This is a genomic window from Geodermatophilus sp. CPCC 206100, from assembly GCF_048569675.1.
Classification (GTDB): Bacteria; Actinomycetota; Actinomycetes; order Mycobacteriales; family Geodermatophilaceae; genus Geodermatophilus.
The window spans coordinates 1-26,055 of the sequence record NZ_JAQISV010000017.1 but is presented as its reverse complement, the minus strand read 5'-3'; the positions used below and the strand labels follow the sequence as shown (position 1 = coordinate 26,055).

Sequence of the window (26,055 nt, the reverse complement as noted above, 5' to 3'; positions counted from 1 at the left end):
CGGTGCCGTGCGGGTTAGTGTGCTCCCCGTGCAGGAGGTGCGGGACCCGTCGCCCCTCCCGCCGTCCCCCGCCGGCGACCAGGCCGACGTGGTCAGCGCGGCCACCGCCGTGGTCAGCCGGCACGGGCGCTCCGGTGCCGCCTCTGCGGCGCTGCCGGGGGTGCTCGCCGACGTCCCGGTCGCGGTGCTCGTCATCGACCGCGGCACGGGCCTGGTGACCTACGCCAACACCGCCGCGGTGGAGATGGCCGGCAACGTCGCCCTGCCGGTCGACATCGACACCTGGGGTGCCGCCGCCGGCCTCACCGACCTGGGCGGGGAGCCGCTGGCCGCCACGAGCGGGCCGCTGTCGCTGGTCGCCGAGGGGCAGCCGGTCAGCGGCGAGGCGGTGCGCCTGTCCCCGGGCCGCAGCACCCGGCCGGAACGCTCCGCGGACGACGACGGCGCCGGCGACCACCTGCTCTGGGTCACCGGCTTCCCGCTCTCCCGGCCCGACAGCGAGCAGCAGCTGTCGCTCGTCGTCCTGCTCGACGTGGACCCCGGCGTCCCGCCCGAGGACCCCGACCGGTACCTGCAGGCGCTGCGCGAGCGGGCCGTCCTGGCCACCGACATCGCGTTCACCATCACCGACCCGCGGCAGCCGGACGACCCGCTGATCTGGGTCAACCCCTCGTTCACCCGCATCACCGGCTACGAGTACGGGGAGGCGGTGGGCCGCAACTGCCGCTTCCTCCAGGGCGACGCCACCGACCCGGCCACCGTGGCCGACATCCGGGCGGCCCTGCGGGAGCAGCGCGCCGTCACCGCGACGCTGCTCAACCACCGCAAGGACGGCACCGCCTTCTGGAACCACCTGTCGGTCAGCCCGGTCTTCGACGGCGACGGGGAGCTGGTCAGCTTCGTCGGCGTGCAGACCGACGTCACCGAGCGGGTCCGGGTCGAGGGGGAGCGGGCGGCGGCCTTCGCCGCCGAACGGGCCGCCCGCCGGGATGCCGAGCTCGCCCGGGCGACGGCCGAGCAGGCACAGGCCGACGCGGAGCGGGCCCGCGCCGAGGCCGAGCGGGTGCAGGTCCGGCTGGCGCTCATGGCCGAGGCGACGACCACGCTGATCGCCACCCTCGACCTCGGCAGCGTCCTCGACCGGCTGGCCGGGCTGTGCGTCCCGGTGCTCGGCGACTGGGTGTTCGTCATCCTCCTCGACGACGCCGGCACGGTGCAGGAGACCGCCGCTCGGCACCGCGACGGCCACGAGGCGGACCTGCGCCTGCTCAGCGCCGCGCAGGCTCCGCACCTGCCGGCGAACTCGCTCACCCGGCGCGCCATCGCCACCGCCCGCCCGGTGCGGGTGGAGCGGGCCGGGGAGGAGCTGGAGCGGCTCTTCGGCTCGGCGGCGGCCCGGGAGGCGGCCCGCCGGCTGGGCGCGGCCTCGGTGCTGGCCGTGCCGATGACCGCCCGTCGCCGGACCCGCGGCGCCCTCGTGCTCGGCCGCACCGACGCGGACCGCGCGTTCACGCAGGAGGACGTCGACCTCGCCGAGGACCTCGCCCGCCGGGCCGCGCTCGCGATGGACAACGTGCGCCTCTACCAGCAGGAGCACACCGTCGCGGAGACCCTGCAACGGTCCCTGCTGCCGACGCTGCCCGAGATCGCCGGGCTGGAGTCGGCGGCCCACTACGTCAGCGCCTCCACCGCCGCCGACGTCGGCGGCGACTTCTACGACCTGCTGCAGCTGCCCGACGGCTCGGTGGGCGTGGTCATCGGGGACGTCGTCGGGCACGACGTGGCCGCCGCCGCGGCGATGGGTCACCTGCGCGGGCTGATCCGTGCCTGCGTGTGGGAGGCGCCCGACCCCGACCCCGCCGTCGTCCTCACCCGGGTCGACCGGCTGGTCCAGGGCCTGGGCGTGGCCTCCATGGCGACCCTCGTCTACGCCCGCGCGGTCCCACCGGCCGAGCCGGGCGGGGCCTGGCGGCTGCACGTCGCCAGCGCCGGCCACCCGCCGCTGCTGCTGCGGGAGCCGACCGGCGCGGTGCGGGTGCTGGCGGGCGTCACGGGCCTGCTGGTCGGGGTGGACGACCGCGCGCACCGGCGCAGCACCGACCTCGACGTGGCGCCGGGGACCACCCTGCTCGGGTACACCGACGGCCTGGTCGAGCGCCCGGGCACCGACCTGGACCAGGGGATCGCCGAGCTGGTCGCCCGCGTGGCGGCCGCTCCGGCCGACGCCGGCCCGCGCCGGCTCTGCGACGCCGCGGTCGCCGGCTCCCTGGACGGCCGGGACGACGTCGCGCTGATCGCCGTCCGCTTCGGCTAGGCCCCCGCCGGGGTCAGTCCTCCGGCGTCCCCAGCAGGCCGTACGCGCCGCGGTGGAACAGCAGCGGCCGGCGGCCCGCGTCGGCCCCCAGGTCGAGCACCCGGGCGGCGACGAGGGTGTGGTCCCCGCCGTCGTACTCGGCCCACAGCTCGCAGTCGATCCACGCCACCACGTCGTCCAGGACCGGCTGGCCCAGCTTGCTGGGCCGCCAGTGGACACCGGCGAACTTGTCCTCGCCGGAGCGGGCGAAGGTCCCGGACAGGCCGGTCTGGTCCTCGGCGAGGACGTTGACGCAGAACCGCCCGATGTCGCGCAGCCGCGGCCAGGTCTTCGACGTGCGGGCGGGCGCGAACACCACGAGGGGCGGGTCCAGGGACAGCGAGCTGAACGACTGGCAGGTGAAGCCGATGGGCCCCTCGCCGGTGGTGGCGGTGACCACCGTGACCCCGGAGGCGAAGTGCCCGAGCACGTCGCGCATGACCCGGGGGTCCACGATCTCCACCGCGCCGCTCGTTCCCGGGTGCGCGTCACTCATGGGGTCAGGAAACCATGCGCCGACCGGCCGGCTCAGCCGACCGGCTGGGAGCGCGGGACCGAGCGGCCCCCGGCCCGGTACAGCGAGCTCGGCAGCTCGTGCCCGACGGCGTCCTCGGTGACCCGGGCGGCGGCCAGGACGGCGTCGAGGTCCAGTCCGGTCCGCACGCCGGACTCCTCCAGCAGGTAGACCAGCTCCTCGGTGGCGATGTTGCCGCTGGCGCCGGGGGCGAAGGGGCAGCCGCCGAGGCCGCCGACCGAGGAGTCCAGTTGGGTGACCCCGGCCTGGACGGCGGCCAGCGCGTTGGCCTGGCCGGTGCCGCGGGTGTCGTGGAAGTGCACGCCGACCGGCACCCCGGGGCAGGCGCGGCGGACCGCGTCCAGCAGCTGGACCACCCGCAGCGGCGTCGTCGTCCCGATCGTGTCGCCCAGGCACAGCGCGTCGGCACCGGCGGTGACCGCGGCGCGGGCGACGTCGACGGTGCGGGCGATGGGCGTGCGGCCGTCGAACGGGCAGTCCCAGGCGGTGGCGATGACCACCTCGAGCGACCCGCCTGCCCCGTGCGCCAGCGCGGTGATCTCGGCGACCGCGCCCACGGCCTCGGCGGTCGAGCGGCCGGCGTTGGCCCGGCTGTGCCCGTCGGAAGCCGAGACCACGTACTCGAGGTCGGCGACCCCGGCGTCCACCGCGCGGGTGGCGCCGCGGGGGTTGGCGACCAGCGCCGACCACTGCACGTCGCCCCAACGGCCCAGCTCGGCGGCCACCTGGTCGGCGTCGGCGAGCGCCGGAACGGCCTTGGGGGAGACGAAGGAGGTCGCCTCGATGCGCCGGACGCCGGTGGCCACCAGCGCCTCGAGCATCGCCAGCTTCCCCTCCAGCGGCACCGGCGCCTCCAGCTGCAGGCCGTCGCGCATCCCGACCTCGCGGATGTCCACGGCGGCCGGCAGCACCAGGTCGAACTCGTTCACGCGCGGACCTCCTCGTCGGTAGCAGCCCCCATCCTGCCCCTGCAGCAGGTTCCACGTGGAACTCGCCGGGGAACCCCCACGTCGAGAACCTGCAGCGAGAGGCCCCTGTTGGCGCAGGATGTCCGGCACGGAGGTGGAGATTGACGAACGCGATGGGCACGCTGCCGCCGGCCGACCGCCGCAGCGCGTTCGCCAACGCGCCGATGGGCATCGTGCTGGCCACGCCGTCCGGGCTGCTGGTCGACGTCAACGCGGCGTTTGCCTCGATGCTGGGCCGCAGCACCGACGACCTCTACGGCTGCTCGGTGCTCGACCTGATCCACCCCGACGACGCACCGTCCACGGCCGATGCGTACTCGGAGCTGGTCCAGCGGCGCCGGACGATGCGGCACGAGACCCGGCTGGTGCGGCAGGACGGCAGCGCGGTCCCGGTGCAGGTCACGTCGTCGTGGGTCGAGGGGACGCCGGAGGGCGACCCGCCGCACATCGTCGCGATCGTGGAGGACATCACCGAGCGAAAGGCGCTGGAGGCCGCGCTCGTGCACCGCTCGCTGCACGACCCGCTGACCGGCCTGCCCAACCGCATCCTGTTCGGCGACCGGTTGCGGCACGCCCTCGAGCGCGGTCACCGCGAGCGCACCCCGACCTGCCTGCTCGGCATCGACCTCGACGGGTTCAAGGAGATCAACGACCAGTACGGGCACCCGGTCGGCGACCAGGTGCTGGTCGGCTTCGCCGAGCGGCTGCGCTCGGTGCTGCGGGCCAGCGACACCGCCGCCCGGGTGGGCGGCGACGAGTTCAGCATCGTGTGCGAGAACAGCGAGCGGGCCGACGGCGAGGTGCTGGCCCAGCGCCTGCAGCACACCGTCACCGAGCCGCTGCGGATCGACGGCGGGACCATCGTGCTGGGCATGAGCATCGGCATCGGCACGGTGGCCGGCGGCACCGACCCCGAGCTGGCCTACGAGCTGCTCATCCGCGAGGCCGACGACGCCATGTACGCCGACAAGGCCGCCCGCCGCCGCTGAGAGAGGACCCCCTACCGGGGATCCTGTTTCAGGGGACCGCCGGCTCGGGGTGGCGCGACGCCGGGGCGTCAGGGGTCGGGGCCGGGCCAAGCTTGGCGCCCTCGACGTCCAGGTCGGGCAGCGCGCGGTCCAGCCAGCGCGGCAGCCACCAGGCGGAGCGGCCCAGCAGCGCCAGGACGGCGGGCACCAGCGTCATGCGCACGACGAAGGCGTCCAGCAGGATGCCGACGGCCAGGCCGAAGGCGATCGCCTTGACGATGACGTCGTCGATGGTCACGAAGCTCGCGAAGACCGAGAACATGATCAGCGCGGCCGCCACGACCACCCGCGAGGCGTGCCGTGCGCCGCCCAGGACCGCCTGCCGCGGCGAGGCCCCGTGCACGTACTCCTCCCGCATCCGGGAGACGAGGAAGACCTCGTAGTCCATGGCCAGGCCGAAGAGCACCGCCATGAGGATGACGGGCATGAAGCTGATGATCGGCCCGGTCGTCGGCACACCGAAGACGTCGGCCAGCCAGCCCCACTGGAAGACCGCCACCACGGCGCCGAACGAGGCGCCCACCGACAGCAGGAACCCGACGGCGGCCTTGAGCGGCACCAGGATCGAGCGGAACACCAGCAGCAGCAGGACGACCGCGAGGCCGACGACGACCAGTGCGAAGGGCAGCAGCGCGTCGTTGAGCCGGTCGGAGACGTCGATGGCGACGGCGGTCTGGCCGGTGACCGAGACCTCCGCGCCGGTCTGCGCCTCGAGGTCCGGGGCGAGGGCGCGCAGCGCGGCGACCAGGTCGCTGGTCGCCTCCTCCTGCGGCCCGCTCTCGGGGATGACGGTGACCAGCGCCGCGGTGCCCTCGGGCAGCGCGACCGGAACGGCGTAGGCGACGTCGTCCAGCCCGCCCTCGAACTGGCCGGGGGTCTGGGTGGGCGTCCCGCCCAGGGTGACCGCGACCTGCCCGGCGGCCTGCTGGGCGGTGGCGGGCTCCAGGCCGTCGACGAGGACGACGAGCGGGCCGTTGACGCCGGGGCCGAAGGTCTCGCTGATCAGGTCGTAGGCGCGCCGCTGCGGTGCGTCCTCGGCGGCCGCGCCGTTGTCCGGCAGCGCCAGCTGCAGCTGTGCGGCGGGGATCGCCAGGACGCCCAGGCCGATGACCGTGACCAGGACGGTCAGCAGCGGGCGGCGGATGACGAGCCCGGCCCAGCGCTCGCCCATGGAGCGCCCGGGTCGCTCGTGCGCGGAGAGCGCCCCCTCGCGACGCGCGGCCCGCGAGCCCGGCTTCGGGGCGAGGCGGCGGCCGGCGAAGCCGAGCAGGGCCGGCAGCAGGGTGAGCGCGACCAGCACGGCGACCAGGACCGTGGCCGCGGCGGCCAGGCCCATGACGGTGAGGAAGGGGATGCCGACGACCGCCAGGCCCGACAGCGCGATGACCACGGTGAGCCCGGCGAAGACCACCGCGGTCCCGGCCGTGCCGGTGGCCCGCGCGACGGACTCCTCCGGGTCCATGCCCGCGGCCAGCTGGGTGCGGTGCCGGGACAGGATGAACAGCGCGTAGTCGATGCCGACGGCCAGGCCGATCATCAGCGCCAGCGTCGGGGCGGTCGACGACAGGGAGATGAGGCTCGAGGCGCCGAGCAGCCCGCCGAGGCCCACGCCGATGCCGACGATCGCCGTCAGCAGGTTCATGCCGGCGGCCAGCAGGGAGCCGAAGGTCAGGACCAGCACGAGCACGGCGACGGCCACGCCGACGAACTCGGTGGGCCCGATCTCGACACCGGTGGTGCCGAACGCGCCGCCGCCGACGGCGACCTCGAGGCCGGCGTCCTCCGCGGCCTGGGTGGTCTCCTGCAGGGCGTCGAGGCTGCCCTCGGCCAGGCCCTCGCGCTGCACCGTGTACTCGACGGTGGCCAGGGCGGCGCGGCCGTCGGGGGTGATCGACTGGCTGGTGAAGGGGTCGGCGACCGCCGCGACCTCCGGTGCGTCGGCGGCCTCGGCCACGACCTGCGCGATGGCCGCGGCGAAGCGCGGCTCGGCGACCGTGGCGCCCTCGGGGGCGACGAAGACGATCTGCGCGCTCACCCCGGCCGCGGCCGGCTGGAGCTCGGACAGCCGGTCGAGGGCGGCCTGGGACTCCGAGCCGGGGATCGTGAACTGGTCGTCGAACTGGCCACCCACGGTGACCAGGACGGCGACGACGCCGGCGAGCACGAGCACCCAGATCGCCGTCACGAGGCGGCGGGTGCGGTAGGCGGCCCGGCCGAGCCGGGCGAGCAGGGTGGCCATGGGTGTCCTCGGTCCTCGGGGGTCAGGCGGAGACGGCCGCGCGCAGCAGGAGCAGCAGCGCGGTGTGCTCGAGGGAGTCCTCGGGCCGGTGGGGGTCGGTGGCCTGCGCGACGACGATCCCGTCGTGCAGGGCGAGCACGATGCGCGCCAGCTGCCCCGCCGGGACGGTCAGGCGCAGACCGAGGCGGGCGACGGAGCGCTCGATGAGGTCGGTGAGGCGGGCGTGCAGGGCGGCGGTGTGCTCGCGCAGGGCCGCGGCGGCCTCCGGCGAGCGGGCGGCGTGCAGCGCGTACTCGGTGTGCACGAGCACCCAGGTGCGGTCGGCGCGGAACGTGGACAGGCACCGCTCGACGGCGGCCGCGACCGGGTCCCGCTCGGACTCGATGCCCGCCAGCTGCTCCTCCACGCGGGCCAGCTCCCGGCCGGTCTCCCGCGCGTAGAGGGCGGCGAACAGCTCGTCCTTGGTCCGGAAGCTGGAGTAGAAGGCGCCGCGGGTGAAGCCGCCGCGACGGCAGATGTCCTCCACGCTGGCCGCCGCGAACCCGACGTCGGCGAAGGTGGCCAGCGCGGCGTCGAGCAGCCGTTCGACGGTGACGGCCCGCCGGCGCTTGGGCCGGTCCAGGTCGGTCGTCGTCACGATGCACGACTGTATCGGATACGCGGGTGTATCGAGTTGTGTGCTGCCCGACATCCGGGAGCTTCGGCGCGGCCGGGGTCCGGGGTCGATTTCCGCGGAAACCGACGCTCCGGTCGCGGCGGTTTCCGCGGGAATCGTCGCTGGGTCAGCCCCTCCAGCGGGCCGCGACCTCGGTGAACGCGGCCGCGGCCTGCTCCAGTTCAGCGAGCTCGACGTACTCGTCGACGGCGTGCATCACCGCGGGCGTCCCGGGGCCCCACACCACGACCGGGGCGCCGCCCACGACCTGGCCGAGCACCGAGGCGTCGGTGAAGTAGGTCGCCGGGGCGGGCAGCACCGGAGCAGGCAGGCCGGCCACCCACGGGTCGTCGGCCGGGGTGCCGACCGGCGGCAGGTCCACCCGCACCTCGACGTCGGCCACCTCGGGCTGCGTCCGCCACCAGTCCAGCAGCTCGCCGCCGTCGGCGACGGTGCGCATGTCGATGACGACCTCCGCGCGCTCGGGGACCACGTTGGGCACCGTCCCGCCGGCCACGACGCCGGGGTTCCACGTCTCGGTGCCCAGGAACGGATCGGTCCGGAAGGGCAGCGTCCCGCCGGCCCGCCCCAGCAGCGCAGCGAGGTCGAGGACGGCGTTGTGCCCGCGCTCGGGGGTGCTGCCGTGCGCGGCGCGCCCCGCCGTCCGGACCGCCAGCCACAGCGCCCCCTTGTGCCCGAGGACGACCTGGTTGCCGGTCGCCTCCGGGACGACGACCGCGCCGATCGACTGCTCGGCGACGGCGGCGGCCGCGGCGGCGGCGCCCTTCGAGCCGATCTCCTCGTCGCTGGTGAGCAGCAGGGCCGCCGGGGTCTCCGGGTCGGCGGCGGCCAGTGCGGCGACCGCGGCGACCACCCCGGCCTTCATGTCGCTGCCGCCGCGGCCCCAGACCCGGCCGCCGTCGAGCTCGGCGCCGAACGGGTCCCGGGACCAGGCCCCGGGGTCGGGCACCGGCACGGTGTCGACGTGGCAGGCGAGCAGGAGCTGCCGGCGGGTGGGGTCGGTGGGGGTGCGCAGCAGGGTCCACGGGTGGTCGGGGTCGCGGCCCGTGGTGACCTCCAGGTGCGGCGCCCGGTCCCGGAGGACGTCGGTCAGCGTGCCGAGGGCGTCGCGCTGCGCCCGGGCGTCCCCGGAGACCGTCGTCCGGGCGACGAGCTCGCGCAGCAGGCCCAGCAGGTCCACGGTGGCCACCTCAGCCGCCCAGCGCGGCGGTGACCACCTGCCGGGCCTCCTCCTGGACGCGCGCCAGGTGCTCGGGGCCGGAGAAGGACTCCGCGTAGACCTTGTAGACGTCCTCGGTGCCCGACGGGCGGGCGGCGAACCAGGCGTTCGCGGTCTCCACCTTCAGTCCGCCGATCGCCGCGTCGTTGCCCGCGGCGCGGGTGAGCTTCGCGGTGATCGGCTCGCCGGCCAGCTCGGTCGCCGTCACGTCGTCCGGCGACAGCCCGCCCAGGGCGGCCTTCTGCTCCCTGCTGGCCGGGGCGTCGATCCGCGCGTACGCGGAGCTGCCGTACCGGTCGGTCAGCTCGGCGTGCAGCTGGGACGGCGACCGGCCGGTGACGGCCTGGATCTCGCTGGCCAGCAGGGCGAGCAGGATGCCGTCCTTGTCCGTCGTCCAGACGCTGCCGTCCCGCCGCAGGAACGACGCTCCGGCCGACTCCTCGCCGCCGAAGCCGACCGAGCCGTCCAGCAGCCCGGGCACGAACCACTTGAAGCCGACCGGCACCTCCACCAGGCGCCGGCCCAGGCCGGCGACGACCCGGTCGATGAGCGAGGAGGAGACCAGCGTCTTGCCGACGGCGGTGTCGGGCGACCAGCCGTCGCGGTGGCTGAACAGGTAGGAGATCGCGACGGCGAGGAAGTGGTTGGGGTTCATCAGCCCGCCGTCGGGGGTGACGATGCCGTGCCGGTCGGCGTCGGCGTCGTTGCCGGTGGCGATCCGGAACTGGTCGCGCTTGTCGATCAGCGACGCCATGGCGCTGGGGGAGGAGCAGTCCATGCGGATCTTGCCGTCCCAGTCCAGCGTCATGAACCGCCACGTCGGGTCGACCAGCGGGTTGACCACCGTGAGGTCCAGGCGGTGCCGTTCGGCGATCGCGCCCCAGTAGTCGACGCTGGCGCCGCCGAGGGGGTCCGCGCCGATCCGCACGCCGGCGTCGCGGACGGCGTCCAGGTCGAGCACCGACGGCAGGTCGTCGACGTAGTCCCCGAGGAAGTCGTGCGCCTGCGCCGCGGCCCGCGCCCGCGCGAAGGGGACCCGCCGGACGCCGTCGAGCCCCGCGTGCAGCAGCTCGTTGGCCCGCGCCGCGATGACCTTGGTGGCGTCGGTGTCCGCGGGGCCGCCGGAGGGCGGGTTGTACTTGAACCCGCCGTCGCGGGGCGGGTTGTGCGACGGGGTGACGACGATGCCGTCGGCCAGGCCGGTGGTGCGGCCGCGGTTGGCCCGCAGGATGGCGTGGCTGACGGCGGGCGTCGGCGTGTACCGGTCGGCGGCGTCGACCAGGACCGTGACGTCGTTGGCGGCCAGCACCTCCAGCGCGCTGGCCCAGGCCGGCTCGGACAGGGCGTGGGTGTCCCGGCCGATGAACAGCGGGCCGTCGTAGCCCTGCGCCGCGCGGAACTCGCAGATCGCCTGGGTGGTGGCCAGGATGTGCGCCTCGTTGAACGCCGCGTCGAACGACGACCCGCGGTGGCCGCTGGTCCCGAACGCCACCTGCTGGGCGGGGTCGGCCGGGTCCGGCTCCCGCGTGTAGTAGGCGGTGACCAGCGCGGCGACGTCGACGAGGTCGCTGGGGGCGGCGGGCTGTCCGGCGCGGGGGTCGGTCATGCGCCGATCCTGGCCCGCGGTCGGGCGGCACCGCGAGCCGGCGGCGTCAGTCGGGCGGCCGGGACCGGAGCAGCCTGGCCGGAGCGCGCCGGCGCCAGGCCTCCTCGAGGAGCTCGGCGACCAGTCCGGCGTCGGCTTCGGCCAGTTCGATCCGGACCCCCGACAGCCGCCGTCCCCACCACAGCAGGCGGACCGGACCGCCCTCGGCGGCGCGCGCCTCCGACTCGTCCACCATGACGTTGAGCGCGCTCTCGTCGGGAACGGTCGCGAGCACCGCCGTCCCCAGGCGGAAGGAGGGCCGGCCGTGGTGGTCGGCCTCGGTGACCCCGGGCAGGGCGAGGGCGAGCGCGCGGACCTCGTCCTGGGTCACTGGCGGGGCTCCCCGCGGTAGTCGCCGACGCTCCACGCGTTGCCCTCGGGGTCCCGGACGCTGAACTCCTTGCCGCCGTGCGGGACGTCGGCGAGCGGGCGCAGCACCTCGGCGCCGGCCGCGAGCACGCGGTCCCAGACGGCCGCCACGTCGTCGGTGACCAGGTAGGCGCCGCTGACGCCGGCGGCGACCGGCCAGCCGCCGTCGTCGCGCACCGAGCCGAGCATGACCCCGCCGCCGGGCGGCCAGGCCAGCTCCGCGTGGACGACGAGGTCGCCGTCCCGGACGACGAGGGTCTCCTCGAAGCCGAGGACGTCGACGAGGAAGCGGATGAGGGCGGGGGCGTCGGCCGCGCCGAAGGCCGGCCAGACGGTCGGTGCGGGTGGAGTCATGCCGCCGAGCCTGCCCGGGGAACGGGGGCTTGGTCTTGGACGAATCCGAACTCGGCGGCCAGCCAGCGCAGCGGCGACAGCCCGCTGAACGCCCGCCAGTCACGGGTCAGGTGCGACTGGTCGGCGTACCCGGACGCGGCGGCGAGGGCGGCCAGGTCGGGACGGCGCCCGGCGGCCACCCGGGCGGCCAGCGCCCGCCGCGCGCGGTCGAAGCGGACCACCCGGGCCGCCTCCTTCGGTGCCAGCCCCGTCTCGATCCGGAAGCGTGCGGTGAGGTGCCGCTCCGACCAGCCGACCCGCGCCGCCACCTCGGCCACGCGCAGCCGCCCGCCGGTCGCCAGCGTCAACCGCCACGCCTCGGCCACCTCGGGGGCCGGGCCGGCCGCCGGGCGGACCGGGCGCCGCAGCACCTCGCGCCGCAGCACCTCCTCGACGGCGGCGAACCGGCCCGGCCAGCCCGGCGCCGACCGCACCCGGTCGAGCAGCTCGGCGGTCACCGGGGACCCGAGGACGTCGTCCAGCCCCACGTCGACCGAGGCCAGCTCCCCCGCCGGCACGCCGAGCAGGGCGCGGGTGCCCAGGGGGGTGAGCGCGAGCTGGAGTCCCTCCTGGCGACCCGGGAGGGCCATCAGCGCCGGGCGGGTGTGCAGACCGCCGAGCACCGTGTCGAACGCGCCGGGCGGCTGGCGCGGGTCGGCGTGCGCCACTATCTGCAGCGGCGCGTCGAGCGGCAGGACGAGGGTGAGGAACGGCGAGGGCAACCCGCGGTGCACGCCGGCCGGCACCCCGTCCTGCCGGTAGCCGACCGCGCCGGCGACCACCCCGCGCAGGGCCGGGTGCGGCCGCTGCGCGACGAACTCGCTGGTCACGACCCCAGGATGGCAGGGCGGTCCGCGTCGCTCCAGCGGTCCACCCGCCGGGAGGAGGGACTAGACGCTGGTGCCGATCGCCGCGATGAGCGCGATGGTCAGGATGCCCACGCCCACCCAGCCGAGGACGATGCCGGCGATGGCCATGCCGTCTCCGCTGTCGCCGCGCTCGCGGATCTGCTTGCGGGCGACGTAGCCGAAGACCAGCGCCAGGATGCTGCCGATCCAGTAGATCCACAGGATGCCCAGCACCATCGAGGCGATGGCCAGCCCGTTGGTGCGCTGCGGCGGCGCGTACGGGTAGCCGTAGGGGACCTGGGCCCCGGGGAAGGGACCGGCCGGCGGCTGGCCGTAGGGCGCACCCGGGCCGGCGGGATAGCTGCCGTACGGGGCCGGCTGCTGGCCGCCGTACGACGCCGGGTTGCCGGTCTGCGGCGTCCAGGCGGTGCCGCCGTAGGGCGCCGGGTCGCCGGTCTGCGGCGTCCAGGCGGTGCCACCGGACACGGGTCCGCCGCCGTACGCCGGCCCGGAGCCCGACCCGCCCTGTGTCTCGTCGGCGCCGGCGTGCTGCGGGCCCTCGTGCGTCATGCGTCGTCCCCCGTCGTCCCTGCGTCGGCACCGGCCACGTCGTGCGCCGGCGCCCATCCGGCCGACACGGTACGAGCCGGCCGATCCCGCGACCAACCACGCCACTCCGAAGGGGGCATGACCACCTCGGCCGGCGGCCCGGTCCAGGCTCGGTCCGGGTTCGGTACGGGAGCGTCGGGACGTCACCGTCACCGCCGTCGTCCACCTGGCCTCCACCGCGCTGACCTGCGGTTCGTGTCGTACCCCCGGCCTACTGTCAGAGGAACGATCCGGTGGTCTACGGGAGGAGGCGAGGGCGTGTCCGAGCTGCGTTCGGCCCTCGACGACCTCGCCGGGATCGACCTCGACGAGCTGTCCCCGGACGCACTGCTCGACCTGGTCGGAGAGCTCAGCACCGCGGCCAACCGCGTTGCCGCCGTCCTCACCACCGCCGTGCGCGCGGCCGACCGCCGCGAGGCCCACCGCCGGGACGGCGCGGTGTCGATGGCGAGCTGGCTCCTCGGGATCTGCCGACTGGCACCGGCGGACGCGACGGCGATCGTCGCGACCGGGCGCCGGCTGGAGCAGCTGCCGTCCACCGCCGCTGCCTTCGCCGCGGGACGGATCACCGCCACGCACGCGTGGGTGATCACCGGCGCCATGACTCCTCGGCGGGTCGCGAAGGCCGTCGACGCCGGCATCGAGATCGCCGACACCGACCGGATCCTGGCCGACCTGGCGCGGGAGACCGCGCCGCACGAGACGGCGCGAGCAGTGCCTCGGTGGGTGGCTGGGGTCGATCCCGACGGCGCCCTGGACGACGCGGCCGACACCCGCCGCCGCCTCACCATGGCCGCCGGCCTCGACGGGCGGGTGCACCTCCGCGGGAACCTGGACGCCGTCGGCGGCGAGTACCTGCACACCGCACTGGCCGCGTTGATGAACGGCGATCGCCCCGACAGGTGATCCCCGCAGCTCCGCCGAGCGGCAGGCCGACGCGCTGGTCGCCCTGGCTCGCGGCGCCCTGGACGGCGGCGGGCTGCCCGACGTCCGCGGAGAGCGCCCACACGTGCGCGTTCCCATCGACTGGCAGGCCCTCTGCGCTGCCCGCGGAGCCCCCGGCGTGGCCGGGGGGAACCTGGGCTGGGCCGGGCCGATCACCCCGGAGACGGCACGGCGCCTGGCCTGCGACGCCGGCGTCGTCCGCGTCCTCACCGGGCCGAACGGGCTGCCTCTGGACGTCGGCCGGGCGCAGCGCACGGCGAGCGCGGCGATCCGCCGGGCCGTCGAGATCCGCGACGGACACTGCGTCTTCGCCGGATGTGACGCCCTCCCCGAGTGGTGCGACGTCCACCACGTCGTGCACTGGGCCTTCGGCGGTCCGACGAGCTGTGAGAACGGCGCCCTGCTCTGCGAACGGCACCACACCGCCTGTCACGAGGGCGGCTTCTCCGTCGCCCGGGACGCCGGGACGAGTCGCTGGCGCACCTGGCGACCGGACGGCACGGAGGTCCTCAGTCGCGCCGGTCCGTGACGACGGCGGCGCGCCCGCCGCATGGTCTCGCCTCCCGACAAGCCGAGGTCAGGAAGGACCTCCTCATCGGCTGCGTCAGGCCGCGGCTCGCGGAGGTGTCATCCCATTCCGGCTCGTCGACCACGGCACGACCTCGTTCAGCGACTCTCGCCGTGCCCGTCGCCATGAGGACCTCGCGAACCACGACCCATGGGGCTCGAGGTTCGGAGGTCAGCCCTCGACCCGCTCCAGGAAGCGCTTGAGCGTCTCCAGGAAGACCTCGGGCTGCTCGGAGTGCACCCAGTGGCCGGCGTTCTTGATCCGCACCAGCCGGGTGTTCGGGTAGAGCTCGTCCATCCTCGTGCGGTCCTCGGGGAGGACGTAGTGCGAGTTGGCGCCGGCGATCCAGAGCACCGGACCGTCGTAGCGGGCCCCCGGCGGCGGCTCCGGGAAGCCCCGCAGCTCCTCCAGGTCCCGGCCCAGCAGCTCGAGGTTCAGCCGCCAGCGCCAACCGCCGTCACTCCCGAGCCCCTCCCGGACCAGGCTCTGCAGCAGGAACGAGCGGACCATCCGGCTCGGGACGGCGGAGCGCAGCGCGGCGTCGGCCGCCTCGCGGCTGGCCAGCGAGTCCAGGTCCAGCTCCCGCATCGCGGCGATGAAGGCGCCGAACGGCGAGGCCTCCTCGTCCGGGTCGTCGGTGCGGCCGCCCGACACCGGGTACTCGGTGGGGCTGATGTCGACCACGACCAGCGCGCGCAGCAGTTCGGGGTGCCGCAGCGCCAGCTGCATCGCCACCTTGCCGCCCATCGAGTGCCCGATCAGCGTCACCGGCTCCCCGAACGAGCGCAGCTCGTCGGCGACCAGGCGCGCCATGTCCAGGTAGTCGACCCGGTCGGTCCACGGCGAGTGCCCGTGGTTGGGCAGGTCGAGGAGCGTCACCCGGTGGTCCCCGGACAGCCCCCTGGCGATCGTCGTCCAGTTCTTGCCCTGGCCGAACAGCCCGTGCACGAACACCACCCGCGGGCCGGCCTCGCCCAGCGTGCGTGTGTGCAGCCGCTCCTCGGGGTTCGCCGTCACGTCGGCGATTCCACCAGATCCCGTCGTCCCCTCCGCCTACCGTCGACGGCCGACGAAGACACTGGCTGCTCCTCGCTGCGATGCGCCCGGGTCCGTCAACCGACGAAGGGAGAGCACACCCATGCCCGGACGGCGCCGCCGGACGACGACCCGCTCGGCCAGCACCACCCGCACGACGACGACCACCCGCCGGAAGCCGGCACCCCGCCGGACGGCGAAGCCCGCACCCGAGCGGCCGGTCGCCGGCCCGGGGGAGCGGGTGTGGGTGCTCGCCGTCCCCTTCCGTGCCCCGGCACCGGGCGCGCAGTGGCGCCCGGACCTGCAGGCCCACGTCTGGGTCGGCCGGGAGCTGCCGCCGGAGCTCGCCCCCTACGACCCGCCGCCGTACACCTTCGAGCGCTTCCTCGAGGACGAGCTCAACGCGACGCCGCGACCGGTGCCCCCCGGTCGGCCCCTCGTCCCGCGCGAGGAGCAGGCCACCGGCGCCGAGGCCGTCGTCGCCTCCGCCGCCGCCGGGCACCGGGTGTTCCTCCTCGGGGACGACCCGGGGGTGGGCAAGACCGGCACGGCCGTCCTCGCCGCCCGGGAGATCTGCGAGCTGCGCGGCGGTCGCAGCGTGCTCGTCGTCGCCGACCGGCCCGCCGCCATCACCATCCCGCACTGGACCCGCTCGATCGCCGGCTTCGGCGACGGCGGGCTGCGCTGGTGCGTCACCACCTGGGACCGGCTGGCCAAGGTGGCCGAGCTGCGGTTCGACGTCGTCATCGCCGACGAGGCGCACATGGTGCGGCACACGACCACCCAGCGCTGGAAGCACTGGAAGGCCGTCTCGGGTGCCGGCCGGGTCAAGGACGCGCCGTTCGTCATCGCCGCCACCGCCACCCCGGCGCACACGCCGCTGGAGCTGCCCTACCTGGCACCGCAGTTCGCCCAGCAGCACGGGGAGCCGCTGCGCGCGTGGTCGGACCTGGCGGAGAAGCTCGCGGAGCACCGGTTCCACGTGGAACGTGGCCGCTACGGCTGGGCCTGGACCGAGGACCCCGACGAGCGCCGGACCGACCTGGCCCGCCTGCAGGGCTGGCTGGCCGACGGCCGGCCGCCGGCCACCCTGCACCGCCCCGCGCCGTGGGGCCCGGTGTCGGTGACCGGCACGCCGGTGGCCCTGACCCCGGCCGAGCGCGCCGCCTACGAGTCGGAGTGGCAGGAGTTCCGCGCCGAGATGCAACTGGCGCGGCGCGCCCGGCAGACCGCCCGCGGCCGGGCCGCCCTGCTGCGGTTCCGGCAGAAGGCCGGGCTGATCCGCGCCCAGGCCACCGTCGACTGGGTCCGGGCCCAGGTGGAGGCCGAGCGGCAGGTCGCGGTGTCGGTGGAGTTCGTGGAGACGGCGGCCGACCCGATCCGCGAGTCCCTGCTGGACTCCGGCATCCCGGTGGCCTCGATCTACGGCCGCGACCGGTTCGACGTCGAGGCCGAGCGGCTGCGCTTCCAGACCGGCGCGGCGCCCGTCTGCGTGTTCACCGTGACCGCCTCGATCAGCCTGCACGCCGGCGAGCTGCTGCCCAGCGGCGCACCGGCCTCGGCCACGCCCCGGGTGGGGCTGTTCCACCAGCCGCGGTTCTCGGGCATCCAGGCCCGCCAGGTCACCGGTCGCACCCACCGCGACGGCCAGGTCTCGCCGTGGCGGGTCGCCTTCGCCGAGGACACCGTCGAGGAGCAGGTGGCCCGGGTGATGGTGGAGCGGCTCGCGGTGAGCGGGTCGACCGCGGGCGCCGACACGTCGTCCCTGCAGGACATCGCGGAGCTGCTCGAGGCCGACTGGCTGCCGCCCGCCGCGCTCACCGACGCCTGAGCACGGCACGCGAGGGGTCCGTCGCCGGGCCGGACCAGAGCCGCGACGACCCGCTGGGCAGGCGGGGGCGGGAGCTGCACGGCTGGCACATCGGCGACCCACTGGCCAACGACGCCGACCGGATCGCGAACGAGTGGCTCATGCGCCCGCGGGGCGCGTACGTGATGGGTCGGAACGTGTTCGGCCCCATCCGCGGGGACGGGGACGAGGAGTGTGCGGGGCCTCGACCGTCCGACGGGCACTGATCGCCGGGGTGATCGACGAGCTCACCCTCGACATCGCGCCGGTCCTGCTCGGTGCGGGCGAGCGCATCTTCGACGGGGTCGAGACCCTCGGCTTCGAACCGGTCGAGGTGCTGCACTCCCCGCTGAGCAACCACATCCGCTACCGCCGCGTCAGCTGGCGCAGCAGGCGCCGACGCCCGAGGTCGGCTCGGCGGGTAGGTTCGGGGGCGTAAGTGACACGGGGTGTCCCCGCCGCGGGGACTGAGAGCACACCCGTCGAACCTGCTCCAGTTCGTACTGGCGAAGGGATGTCACGGCGTGGATGCCGACGTTCTGCGCGCTGCCCGCGGGGCCCTGCGCGCCACCACCCCCCTGGTGCACTGCCTGACCAACACGGTCGTGCAGGCCCTCACCGCCAACGCCCTGCTGGCCGTCGGTGCCGCGCCGGCCATGGTCGACGCCCCGGAGGAGGCGGCCGACTTCGCCGCCGTCGCCTCGGCCGTGCTCGTCAACGTGGGCACCGTCAACGCGCGCACCGCCGAGGCGATGCGGCTGGCCGCCCGCTCGGCCGGCGCGGCCGGCACGCCGTGGGTCCTGGACCCGGTCGCGGTCGGCGGCCTGGTCTACCGCACCGAGCTCGCGACCGAGCTGGCCGGACTGCGCCCGGCGGTGGTCCGCGGCAACGCCTCGGAGGTCATGGCGCTGGCCGGTGCGGGCGCCGGCGGCCGCGGGGTGGACAGCACCGCGGGCGCCGACGACGCCGCCCCGGCTGCCGCCGCGCTGGCCCGCCGCACCGGCGGGGTGGTCGCCGTCAGCGGCGCCGTGGACCTGGTGACCGACGGCCGGCGCACCGTGCGGATCGGCGGGGGATCGGAGCTGCTGACCCGCACCACCGGCGCCGGCTGCGCCCTCGGCGCGCTCGTGGCGGCCTACGTCGCGGCCACCCGCGACCCGCTGGCCGGCACGGTGGCCGCGCACGCCCACGTGGCCCTCGCCGCCGAGATCGCCGCCGACGTCGCCGACGGGCCGGGCACGTTCACCCCGGCCTGGCTGGACGCGCTCGACGCCCTCGACGGGGACTCCCTGGCGTCCGCCGACGTCCGGGAGGAGCCGTGAGCCGCCCGGTCGACTGGACCCTCTACCTGGTCACCGACACCGCCCTGTGCCGGCCGCGCCCGGTCGCGGACGTCGTCCGGGCCGCGGTGGCCGGCGGGGTGACCGCCGTCCAGGTCCGCGACAAGACCGCGCCGCGGCGGGAGCTGCTGGCGCTGACCCGCGCCGTCCGGGCGGCGCTGGCCGACCGGCCCGACGTGCCGGTGGTCGTCAACGACGCGGTGGACGTCGCCCTGCTCGCCGGCGCCGACGGGGTGCACGTCGGCCAGGACGACCTGCCGCCGGAGGGCGCGCGGGCGCTGCTGGGCACCGGGCGGCTGGTCGGCGTGAGCGTCTCCTCGGCCGCCGAGCTGGACGCGGTGCTCGCCCTGCCGGCCGGCACGGTGGACGTCGTCGGCCTGAGCCCGGTGTGGGCCACCCCCACCAAGCCCGACGCCGCCCCGGGCCTCGGACCGGCCGGTGCGCGCACGCTGGCCGCCGCCGCCCGCGCCGGCGGCCTGGCCGCGGTCGCCATCGGCGGCATCTCCGCGGGCAACGCCGCCGCCGTGGCGGCCACCGGCGTGGACGGCCTCTGCGTGGTGTCGGCGGTCTGCGCGGCCACCGACCCGGAGGCGGCGGCCCGGGAGCTGCGCCGCGCCGTGGGCGCCGGGGTGCCGGCGTGACCGGCCCGACCGTCCCGGTCGCGCTGACCGTCGCCGGCAGCGATCCCAGCGGCGGAGCCGGCATCCAGGCCGACCTCAAGACCTTCAGCGCGCTCGGCGCCTACGGAACGGCGGTCCTCACCGCGCTGACCGCGCAGAACACCCGCGGGGTGACCGGGGTGCACGCCGTTCCGCCGGAGTTCGTCGCGCTGCAGCTGGCCACCCTCCTCGACGACGTCGAGGTGCACGCCACCAAGCTCGGCATGCTGGGCAGCGCGGAGGTGGTCACCGTCGTCGCGGACGCGCTCGTCGGTCGCCCCGCCGGCCCGGTCGTCTGCGACCCGGTGATGGTGTCGACCAGCGGGCACCGGCTCATCGACGAGGCCGCGGTGGACGCCGTCCGCACCGCCCTGCTGCCGGTCTCGGACCTGGTGACGCCCAACGTGCCCGAGGCCGCGGCACTGCTGGACGTCGCCCCCGCGACCGACCTCGACGGGCTGGTCGAGCAGGCGACGGCGTTGCTGGCGCTGGGTCCGGGGGCGGTGCTGCTGAAGGGCGGGCACCTCGGCGGCGCGGAGAGCGTCGACGTCCTGGTGACCGCGGACGGCGCGACCGCCACCCGGCGCCCCCGGGTGACCACCGACGCCACCCACGGCACCGGCTGCACGCTCTCCTCCGCCCTGGCGGCCCTCGCCGCCCATCGAGCCGGAGCCGGGGGCGCCCCCGACTGGCTGCCCCTCGTCGAGCGGGCCCGGGACTACCTGCAGGCGGCGCTGACCGGCGGAGCGGGCCTGGGCATCGGCTCGGGGCACGGACCGGTGCACCACTTCGCCGGGATCTGGCCGTCGTGACCACCTTCAGCGAGCGCGCCTGGGCGGCGACCGCCGACCTCCGGCGGGCCATCGACGGGCTGCCGTTCCTCGCCGAGCTGGGCGCCGGCACGCTGGCGCCCGAGGCGTTCCGCCACTACCTGGAGCAGGACGCGCTCTACCTCGACGGCTACGCCCGCGCGCTCGCGCTGCTCGCGGCCCGGGCGCCCGACTCCGCCGCGGCCGCCTTCTGGGCCACCTCGGCCGCGGAGTGCGCCGCCGTGGAGACCCAGCTGCACGCCGACCTGCTCGGCGCCGGCGCGCTCGGCGACCCGGCGCCGGACGCGCCGTTGGCGGAGTCCCCGACCTGCCTGGGCTATGTCTCGTACCTCGTCGCGACGGCGGCGACGGCGCCCTACGCGGTCGCGACCGCCGCCGTCCTGCCCTGCTACTGGGTCTACGCGCACGTCGGTGGGCAGCTGGCGCGGGCGGCGGCCGCGGCGCCCGCGCACCCCTACCGGCGCTGGGTCGAGGCGTACGGCGCGCGGTCGTTCCAGGCGAGCGCGCGGGCGGCCCGCCGGCTGACCGACACCGCGGCCGCCGCGGCACCGCAGGAGGAGGCCGCCATGCAGCGGGCCTTCGCGGTGGCGGTCCGGTACGAGCTGGCGTTCTGGGCCGCCGCGCACGCCCGGGAGAGCTGGGCCCTCCCGGGCTGACCGCGTCAGCGGGCCGGCGGCTCGCCGTCGGCCGGCACGATCGGGACCCGGACCGCGCCGTCCGCACCGGCCGTGCCCGCACCGCCCAGCCGGCGCAGCAGGGCCGCGACGTCGACACCGGTGAGGTCGCCCGACAGCTGCAGCCCCTGCGCGACGTTGGCGGCCACCGAGCGGCCGAGCGAGCCCGCGCCGTCGGCGGAGATGACGGTCATCTTGTCCACGCCGGCCAGCGGTGCGGCGGCCGCCTGGACGACGTCCGGCAGGACCTTGACCAGCATCTCCAGGATCGCCGCCTCGCCGTACTTGGCGAAGGCCTCCGAGCGGGCGTCCAGCGCCTCGGCCTCCGCCTGGCCGCGGGCGAGGATCGCCGCCGCCTCGGCCGCGCCCTCGCGCTCGACGGCGTCGGCGACCGCCTGCCGCCGCAGCTTCTCCGCCTCGCCCCGCTTGGCGCCCTCGATCGCCTCGGCATCGGCGAGCGCGGACCGGCGCGCCCGCTCGCCCTCACCGGAGAGCCGGGCCTGCTCGGCCGCGGCCTGGGCGCCCGCGATGGTGGCCTGCCGCTGCGCCTCGGCGGTGAGGATCGCCGAGTTCTTGCGGCCCTCGGCCTCCTGCTCCACCTTGTAGCGCTGCGCGTCGGCGGGCCGGCGGACCTGGGTGTCCAGCTGCCGCTCGGTCAGCGCCGCGGTGCGGACGGCGACCTTCTCCTGCTCGACGAGGATCGCCTGGTCCTGCGCCGCCCGGGCGAGCGGGCCGGCTGCGGCCGCGCGGGCCGTCGCCGCGTCGGTCTCGGCGGTGATCTCCGCCTGCCGGAGCGCCAGCTGCCGCTGGGCCACGGCGATCGCCTCGTCGGCCAGCAGCTGCTCCTGCCGGGCCGCCTGCCGGGCGCGAGCCTCGGCGATGCTGGCCTCCTTCTGCACCCGGGCGGCCTCGGGACGGCCGAGGTCGGCCAGGTAACTGCCCTCGGCCTGGATGTCCTGCAGCTGGAAGGTGTCCAGGACCAGGCCCTGCCCGGTCAGCGAGGACTCCGCCTCCTCGGCGACGGCGGAGGCGAAGGCCGCGCGGTCGCGGATGATCTCCTCGATCGTCAGCCGGCCCACGATCGAGCGGAGCGCACCGGCGAGCACCTCCGAGGTGAACGTGTCGATGCCCTCCTGCTGGTTGAGGAAGCGCTGCGCGGCGGCGCGGATGGAGTCCTCGGTGCCGCCGACCTTGACGATGGCCACGCCCTCCAGGTCGCACTTGACGCCCTGCTTGGACACCGCGCCGCGGATGCCGACCGGGATCCGCCGGCTGGAGAGGTCCATCGTGTGCAGCTTCTGCACGACGGGCAGCACGAAGACGCTGGCGCCGAGGACCACCTTCTGCCCGGAGGCGTCCCGGGAGGTGACCCCCGAGTCGCTGGTGACCTCGCGGCCCTGCCGGCCGGTGACGAGGAAGGCCTGGTTGGGCCCGGCCACCTTGATCCGGGAGAGCACGAACAGCACGAGCAGCAGCACGAGGACCGCGATGCCGCCGATGGCGATGAGCAGGGTCAGGTCCACGGACGGGGTCCTCCGGTCTCGGGGGCGGTGGAGACGACCTGGACGGCGGTCTCGCTGAGGGCCTCGACGACGTACACGGGCGTGCCCGTCGGCAGCGGGACGTCGCTGCGGGCGGCGAGCTTGAACTGCTGGCCGGCGACGACCAGGCGGACCTCGCCGAGACCGGGGCTGGGCACGGCCGAGACGACGACGCCCTGGGTGCCCACCAGGTGGTGGCGGGTGAGGGTCGGGGCGGTGGGCATGTCGCGCAGCCCGCGCGACAGGCGGACCGCACCCCAGGCGAGCGGCGCGGCGACGGCCAGCCCGATGCCGAGCGCCAGCAGCACCCGGCCGGCGTCGGGCAGCCCGTCGGGCAGCACGGACGCGGCCGCCGCGCCGCCGAAGCCGACGCCACCGAGCAGGGCCGCGACGGCGGGCACGGAGAACGGGCCGTCGGCGTCCCCGGCGAGGTCGCCGATCTCGCCCACGATCAGGGAGAGCAGCAGGATCCCGAGGCCGAGCGCACCCACGACGAGGAAGACGACCGCCACGCTGCCCCTTCCCCGTCGGTGTGCCGGCCGAGCCTGGCAGCCGGGGATGATCGTGATCAAGCCGATCCGGCACGGGGGCGTCCGCATCACCCGCTCGGAGGACGGGGACGATGGGCCGGACCGGCGGACGAGGGGGAGGTGCGGGGCGTGCGGCGGGAGGCGAGCATCCTGCACCTGGACCTCGACGCGTTCTTCGCCGCCGTCGAGCAGCGCGACAAGCCCTCGCTGCGCGGCCGGCCCGTGGTGGTCGGGGGCGTGGGCGGCCGGGGCGTGGTGGCGACGGCGTCCTACGAGGCGCGCGCCTACGGCGCCCGCTCGGCGATGTCGACGGCCGAGGCGCGCCGCCGGTGCCCGGCGGGCACGGCGTTCCTCGGCGGCCGGTTCCCCGCCTACCGCCGCACCTCCGACGTCGTCATGGAGCTGCTGCGCGAGCTGTCCCCGCTGGTCGAGCCCGCCTCCCTCGACGAGGCATACGTCGACCTGGCAGCCGGCCCCGCCGGCTCCGACCTGTCGGTGGCGGGGGTGACCGCGCTCGGCGCCCGGCTCAAGGAGCGGATCGCCGCGGCCACCGGCGGGGTGTCCGGTTCGGTCGGGATCGGGTCGTCGAAGCTCATGGCGAAGATCGCCTCCGACCTGGACAAGCCCGACGGGCTCGTCGTCGTCCCGCCCGGGTCGGAGCTCGACGTCCTGCACCCGCTGCCGGTGACCCGGCTGGGCGGCGTGGGCCCCGCGACGGCCGAGCGGCTGCACCAGGTCGGCGTGCGCACGGTGGGCGACCTCGCGGCCAGGTCGCTGACCGACCTGGTGACCCTCGCCGGCCGCGCGCACGGCTCGGGGCTGTACGCGCTGGCCCGCGCGGAGGACGACCGGCCGGTGGTGGCCGAGCGCGAGGCGAAGTCCGTCTCCCAGGAGGAGACCTTCGAGCGCGACCTCACCGACCTGACCGTCCTCGGCCGGGAGATCGACGCGATGGCCGGGCGGGTGGCGGGGCGGCTGCGCGGGTCGCAGTACTCGGGGCGGACGGTGACCCTCAAGCTGCGCCGCTACGACTTCACCACCCTCACCCGCTCGCAGACGCTGCCGCAGCCCACCGACGACGCCCGGGTGATCGCCTCGATCGCCCGGCGGCTGCTCACCGAGGCCGGCACCCAGGGCGGGCTTCGGCTGCTCGGCGTGGGCGTCTCCGGGCTCTCCCTCTACGCGCAGGGCGACCTGTTCGCCGCCGACGACGAGCCGGTCGCCGAGGACCCCGCGACGCCCGACGAGGCGGAGGAGCCGGCGGCGCTGCCGCCGACCGAGGTCCGCTGGTGGCCGGGGCAGGACGTGCGGCACGACGAGCTGGGGTCCGGCTGGGTGTGGGGCCGGGGGCTGGGGCGGGTGACGGTCCGCTTCGAGGGCCCGCGCACCGCCCCGGGACCGGTGCGTACGCTGCGCGCCGACGACCCCGCCCTGCACCCCGCCGATCCGCCGGACTGGCGATCGGCGACGATCGACCCCGTGGAGGCGACCGGTGGCTGAGCAGAGCGTGTGGGTGCGGATGACCCAGGAGGACCCCGGCCACTCGGCGGCCTACGTCCGGCGGTTCCGGGACCTCGCCGCCCAGGGCTTCGACCTCGGCGGGGAGGCCCGCCTGGTGGACGCCATGCTGCCCCGGGGCTCGCGGGTGCTCGACGCCGGCTGCGGTCCGGGCCGGGTCGGCGGCTGGCTGGCCGCGCTCGGGCACGACGTCGTCGGGGTGGACGTCGACCCGGTGCTCATCGCCGCCGCCGAGGAGGACCACCCCGGTCCGCGGTGGCTGGTCGGCGACCTCGCCGAGCTGGACCTGCCGGCGCTGGGCATCCCCGAGCCGTTCGACGCGATCGTCTGCGCCGGCAACGTGATGGCGTTCCTGGCGCCGAGCACGCGGGTCGCCGTGCTGCGGGGGATGCGGGCGCACGTCGCCGACGACGGCCGGGCGGCGATCGGGTTCGGCGCCGGCCGGGGCTACGAGTTCGACCAGTTCCTGGCCGACGCGCGCTCCGCCGGGTGGACGCCGGACCTGCTGCTGTCCACGTGGGACCTGCGGCCGTTCACGCCGGGGTCGGACTTCCTGGTCGCCGTCCTCCGCCCGGCCTGAGCGCCGGCCGCGGTCAGCGCGGGCGCCACGCGGGGACGTCGACGAACGCGGCCGGGAACCGCCACGGCGGGGAGCCCGGCGGCGCCACGAGCGTGACCGCGCCCTCGGGCGAGGGCAGGGACAGCAGGTGCGGCGCGGGGTCGTCCGGACCCCGGCCGACCTCCGCCCGCACCGGGGCCGCGAGCAGCCAGTGCGCCGTCCGCGCCAGCGAGAGCTCGCCGTGCCAGCCGCCGCCCTCCGCGCGCTGCCGCACCAGCGCGGCCAGCACGGTGGCGGCGGCGAGGTGGCCGGTGGCGTGGTCCAGGGCCTGCGCGGGGAGGACGCCGGGCTCTCCCGCGGTGCCGCAGCGGACGGCGATCCCCGTCGCGGCCTGCACCAGCGAGTCGAAGCCGCGGCGCCCGCCCCACGGGCCGGCGGTCCCCCACGCCGAGAGGCTGACGACGACCAGGTGCGGGTGCCGCTCGGCCAGCGCGGCGGGGTCCAGCCCGTACGGCGCGAGCGCCCCGGGCCGGTACCCCTGGACGACGACGTCGGCGGCGGCCAGCAGCTCCTCCGCCGTCCGCCGGTCGGCGGGAACCGCCAGGTCGAGCCGGGCGTGCCGCTTGCCCGGCCCGGTGTCGACCAGCTGGCCCGGGTCCTCGGGCAGGCGGGGGCTGTCGAGGCGCAGGACGTCGGCCCCGTGCGAGGTCAGCGTGCGGGTGGCGACCGGCCCGGCGATGACCCGGGTGAGGTCCAGGACCCGCAGGCCGGCGGGCGAGGTCGCGCGCGCCGGGCCGTCCGCCGTCCGGCGGAGGGCGACCAGCGGCGCGGCGGCGACGGCCCGCCCCGGCTCGGCGGCCGCCCACCGCTCCGGCGTCCGGACGGCGGCCGCGGCGCCCCCGGCCGCCACGACGGCCGCGTCCCGCTCCTCGGCCGCCCAGCTCCGCCCCCCCGCCCCCACCCCGGGGGAACCCCCCTCCGCCGCGCCGGCCCCCACCGCCGACTGCGCACTGGTCTCCTCCGCCGCGGCGGCGATCTGGGCCGAGGAGGCGCTCAACTCCTCCGAGCCCGCCGCCACCGCGGCCGCCGACGCCGTGACCTCGGTGAGCACCGCCCGCACGCCGT

Annotated in this window: 26 protein-coding genes and 1 riboswitch; of the genes, 12 read left to right on the top strand and 14 right to left on the bottom strand. The window is 76.3% G+C overall.

Features of this window, described 5'->3' with window-relative positions; all coding sequences use genetic code 11:
- The first annotated feature begins 28 nt into the window (after positions 1 to 28).
- Positions 29 to 2,314, top strand: a complete 2,286-nt coding sequence (locus PGN05_RS10020) for a SpoIIE family protein phosphatase (RefSeq protein ID WP_419752386.1) — start codon at positions 29 to 31, stop codon at positions 2,312 to 2,314.
- Between the two features lie 13 nt (positions 2,315 to 2,327).
- Here the strand turns inward: PGN05_RS10020 and PGN05_RS10015 are convergent, their stop codons facing one another.
- Positions 2,328 to 2,849 carry a flavin reductase family protein gene (locus tag PGN05_RS10015; RefSeq protein WP_419752385.1) on the bottom strand — a complete coding sequence of 174 codons (522 nt, stop codon included), beginning with the start codon at positions 2,847 to 2,849 and terminating at the stop codon, positions 2,328 to 2,330.
- A 32-nt stretch (positions 2,850 to 2,881) separates the two neighbouring features.
- On the bottom strand, positions 2,882 to 3,817 hold the full coding sequence (locus PGN05_RS10010; RefSeq protein WP_419752384.1) for a hydroxymethylglutaryl-CoA lyase: 936 nt from the start codon (positions 3,815 to 3,817) through the stop codon (positions 2,882 to 2,884).
- Positions 3,818 to 3,957: 140 nt separating this feature from the next.
- Here PGN05_RS10010 and PGN05_RS10005 point away from each other — a divergent pair, with 140 nt between their 5' ends.
- Positions 3,958 to 4,845: a diguanylate cyclase domain-containing protein gene (locus PGN05_RS10005; RefSeq protein ID WP_419752383.1), complete on the top strand. Its 888-nt coding sequence runs from the start codon at positions 3,958 to 3,960 to the stop codon at positions 4,843 to 4,845.
- Positions 4,846 to 4,873: 28 nt separating this feature from the next.
- Here PGN05_RS10005 and PGN05_RS10000 read toward each other — a convergent pair whose 3' ends face one another.
- The 8 genes from PGN05_RS10000 to PGN05_RS09965 all read right to left on the bottom strand — a co-directional run bounded on the left by PGN05_RS10000 (position 4,874) and on the right by PGN05_RS09965 (position 12,843).
- On the bottom strand, positions 4,874 to 7,123 hold the full coding sequence (locus PGN05_RS10000; protein ID WP_419752382.1) for an MMPL family transporter: 2,250 nt from the start codon (positions 7,121 to 7,123) through the stop codon (positions 4,874 to 4,876).
- Positions 7,124 to 7,145: 22 nt separating this feature from the next.
- Positions 7,146 to 7,760, bottom strand: coding sequence for a TetR/AcrR family transcriptional regulator (locus PGN05_RS09995; protein WP_419752381.1), 615 nt, complete (start codon positions 7,758 to 7,760; stop codon positions 7,146 to 7,148).
- Positions 7,761 to 7,905: 145 nt separating this feature from the next.
- The gene (locus tag PGN05_RS09990) at positions 7,906 to 8,979 is read right to left on the bottom strand and encodes a M20 family metallopeptidase (protein WP_419752380.1); all 1,074 of its coding nucleotides are present in this window, start codon (positions 8,977 to 8,979) and stop codon (positions 7,906 to 7,908) included.
- A gap of 10 nt (positions 8,980 to 8,989) precedes the next feature.
- Positions 8,990 to 10,624 (bottom strand): phosphoglucomutase (alpha-D-glucose-1,6-bisphosphate-dependent), encoded by a 1,635-nt coding sequence (gene pgm / locus PGN05_RS09985; protein ID WP_419752379.1) that lies wholly within the window; start codon positions 10,622 to 10,624, stop codon positions 8,990 to 8,992.
- A gap of 46 nt (positions 10,625 to 10,670) precedes the next feature.
- The gene (locus PGN05_RS09980) at positions 10,671 to 10,994 is read right to left on the bottom strand and encodes a hypothetical protein (RefSeq protein WP_419752378.1); all 324 of its coding nucleotides are present in this window, start codon (positions 10,992 to 10,994) and stop codon (positions 10,671 to 10,673) included.
- Entirely contained in the window at positions 10,991 to 11,386 is a 396-nt protein-coding gene (locus PGN05_RS09975) for a VOC family protein (protein ID WP_419752377.1), read from the bottom strand. Before PGN05_RS09975 ends, PGN05_RS09980 begins: the two co-directional genes overlap by 4 nt.
- Positions 11,383 to 12,255, bottom strand: coding sequence for a helix-turn-helix domain-containing protein (locus tag PGN05_RS09970; RefSeq protein WP_419752376.1), 873 nt, complete (start codon positions 12,253 to 12,255; stop codon positions 11,383 to 11,385). The genes PGN05_RS09975 and PGN05_RS09970 overlap by 4 nt, the downstream gene beginning before the upstream one ends.
- 60 nt (positions 12,256 to 12,315) lie before the next feature.
- Positions 12,316 to 12,843, bottom strand: coding sequence for a DUF4190 domain-containing protein (locus PGN05_RS09965; protein WP_419752375.1), 528 nt, complete (start codon positions 12,841 to 12,843; stop codon positions 12,316 to 12,318).
- A gap of 297 nt (positions 12,844 to 13,140) precedes the next feature.
- Here PGN05_RS09965 and PGN05_RS09960 point away from each other — a divergent pair, with 297 nt between their 5' ends.
- Positions 13,141 to 13,788 (top strand): DUF222 domain-containing protein, encoded by a 648-nt coding sequence (locus tag PGN05_RS09960; RefSeq protein ID WP_419752374.1) that lies wholly within the window; start codon positions 13,141 to 13,143, stop codon positions 13,786 to 13,788.
- Positions 13,772 to 14,356 carry a DUF222 domain-containing protein gene (locus PGN05_RS09955; RefSeq protein WP_419752482.1) on the top strand — a complete coding sequence of 195 codons (585 nt, stop codon included), beginning with the start codon at positions 13,772 to 13,774 and terminating at the stop codon, positions 14,354 to 14,356. The genes PGN05_RS09960 and PGN05_RS09955 overlap by 17 nt, the downstream gene beginning before the upstream one ends.
- Before the next feature lie 210 nt (positions 14,357 to 14,566).
- On the opposite strand, the gene PGN05_RS09950 is transcribed toward PGN05_RS09955, so the two are convergent.
- On the bottom strand, positions 14,567 to 15,412 hold the full coding sequence (locus PGN05_RS09950; RefSeq protein WP_419752373.1) for an alpha/beta fold hydrolase: 846 nt from the start codon (positions 15,410 to 15,412) through the stop codon (positions 14,567 to 14,569).
- A gap of 121 nt (positions 15,413 to 15,533) precedes the next feature.
- Between PGN05_RS09950 and PGN05_RS09945 the strand changes: the two genes are divergently transcribed.
- The 6 genes from PGN05_RS09945 to PGN05_RS09920 all read left to right on the top strand — a co-directional run bounded on the left by PGN05_RS09945 (position 15,534) and on the right by PGN05_RS09920 (position 20,764).
- Positions 15,534 to 17,261 (top strand): helicase, encoded by a 1,728-nt coding sequence (locus PGN05_RS09945; RefSeq protein ID WP_419752372.1) that lies wholly within the window; start codon positions 15,534 to 15,536, stop codon positions 17,259 to 17,261.
- A gap of 211 nt (positions 17,262 to 17,472) precedes the next feature.
- Complete coding sequence (locus PGN05_RS09940; protein ID WP_419752371.1) at positions 17,473 to 17,718, top strand: dihydrofolate reductase family protein; 246 nt, start codon at positions 17,473 to 17,475, stop codon at positions 17,716 to 17,718.
- A riboswitch (TPP riboswitch) is annotated at positions 17,715 to 17,811 on the top strand. It overlaps the preceding gene by 4 nt.
- A complete protein-coding gene (gene thiM, locus PGN05_RS09935; RefSeq protein WP_419752370.1) occupies positions 17,804 to 18,601 on the top strand; it encodes a hydroxyethylthiazole kinase in 798 nt (265 codons plus the stop codon). It overlaps the preceding riboswitch by 8 nt.
- The gene (gene thiE / locus PGN05_RS09930) at positions 18,598 to 19,260 is read left to right on the top strand and encodes a thiamine phosphate synthase (RefSeq protein WP_419752369.1); all 663 of its coding nucleotides are present in this window, start codon (positions 18,598 to 18,600) and stop codon (positions 19,258 to 19,260) included. The genes thiM and thiE overlap by 4 nt, the downstream gene beginning before the upstream one ends.
- A complete protein-coding gene (gene thiD / locus PGN05_RS09925; RefSeq protein WP_419752368.1) occupies positions 19,257 to 20,090 on the top strand; it encodes a bifunctional hydroxymethylpyrimidine kinase/phosphomethylpyrimidine kinase in 834 nt (277 codons plus the stop codon). The genes thiE and thiD overlap by 4 nt, the downstream gene beginning before the upstream one ends.
- Positions 20,087 to 20,764 carry a TenA family protein gene (locus PGN05_RS09920; protein ID WP_419752367.1) on the top strand — a complete coding sequence of 226 codons (678 nt, stop codon included), beginning with the start codon at positions 20,087 to 20,089 and terminating at the stop codon, positions 20,762 to 20,764. Before thiD ends, PGN05_RS09920 begins: the two co-directional genes overlap by 4 nt.
- Before the next feature lie 5 nt (positions 20,765 to 20,769).
- On the opposite strand, the gene PGN05_RS09915 is transcribed toward PGN05_RS09920, so the two are convergent.
- Positions 20,770 to 22,305, bottom strand: coding sequence for a flotillin family protein (locus PGN05_RS09915; RefSeq protein WP_419752366.1), 1,536 nt, complete (start codon positions 22,303 to 22,305; stop codon positions 20,770 to 20,772).
- Positions 22,296 to 22,835: a hypothetical protein gene (locus tag PGN05_RS09910; RefSeq protein ID WP_419752365.1), complete on the bottom strand. Its 540-nt coding sequence runs from the start codon at positions 22,833 to 22,835 to the stop codon at positions 22,296 to 22,298. Before PGN05_RS09910 ends, PGN05_RS09915 begins: the two co-directional genes overlap by 10 nt.
- A 147-nt stretch (positions 22,836 to 22,982) precedes the next feature.
- Between PGN05_RS09910 and PGN05_RS09905 the strand changes: the two genes are divergently transcribed.
- A complete protein-coding gene (locus tag PGN05_RS09905; RefSeq protein ID WP_419752364.1) occupies positions 22,983 to 24,353 on the top strand; it encodes a DNA polymerase IV in 1,371 nt (456 codons plus the stop codon).
- On the top strand, positions 24,346 to 24,951 hold the full coding sequence (locus PGN05_RS09900) for a class I SAM-dependent methyltransferase (protein WP_419752363.1): 606 nt from the start codon (positions 24,346 to 24,348) through the stop codon (positions 24,949 to 24,951). Before PGN05_RS09905 ends, PGN05_RS09900 begins: the two co-directional genes overlap by 8 nt.
- A gap of 13 nt (positions 24,952 to 24,964) precedes the next feature.
- Here the strand turns inward: PGN05_RS09900 and PGN05_RS09895 are convergent.
- Positions 24,965 to 26,055 (bottom strand): CoA transferase (locus PGN05_RS09895; protein WP_419752362.1); only part of this gene is annotated, 1,091 nt, incomplete at its 5' end.

Excerpts from the sequence above, each read along its gene's own strand:
- PGN05_RS10015 (WP_419752385.1), bottom strand. The coding sequence starts at position 2,849 with ATGAGTGACGCGCACCCGGGAACGAGCGGCGCGGTGGAGATCGTGGAC.
- PGN05_RS10000 (WP_419752382.1), bottom strand. The coding sequence starts at position 7,123 with ATGGCCACCCTGCTCGCCCGGCTCGGCCGGGCCGCCTACCGCACCCGC.
- pgm (WP_419752379.1), bottom strand. The coding sequence starts at position 10,624 with ATGACCGACCCCCGCGCCGGACAGCCCGCCGCCCCCAGCGACCTCGTC.
- PGN05_RS09975 (WP_419752377.1), bottom strand. The coding sequence starts at position 11,386 with ATGACTCCACCCGCACCGACCGTCTGGCCGGCCTTCGGCGCGGCCGAC.
- PGN05_RS09965 (WP_419752375.1), bottom strand. The coding sequence starts at position 12,843 with ATGACGCACGAGGGCCCGCAGCACGCCGGCGCCGACGAGACACAGGGC.
- PGN05_RS09945 (WP_419752372.1), top strand. The coding sequence starts at position 15,534 with ATGCCCGGACGGCGCCGCCGGACGACGACCCGCTCGGCCAGCACCACC.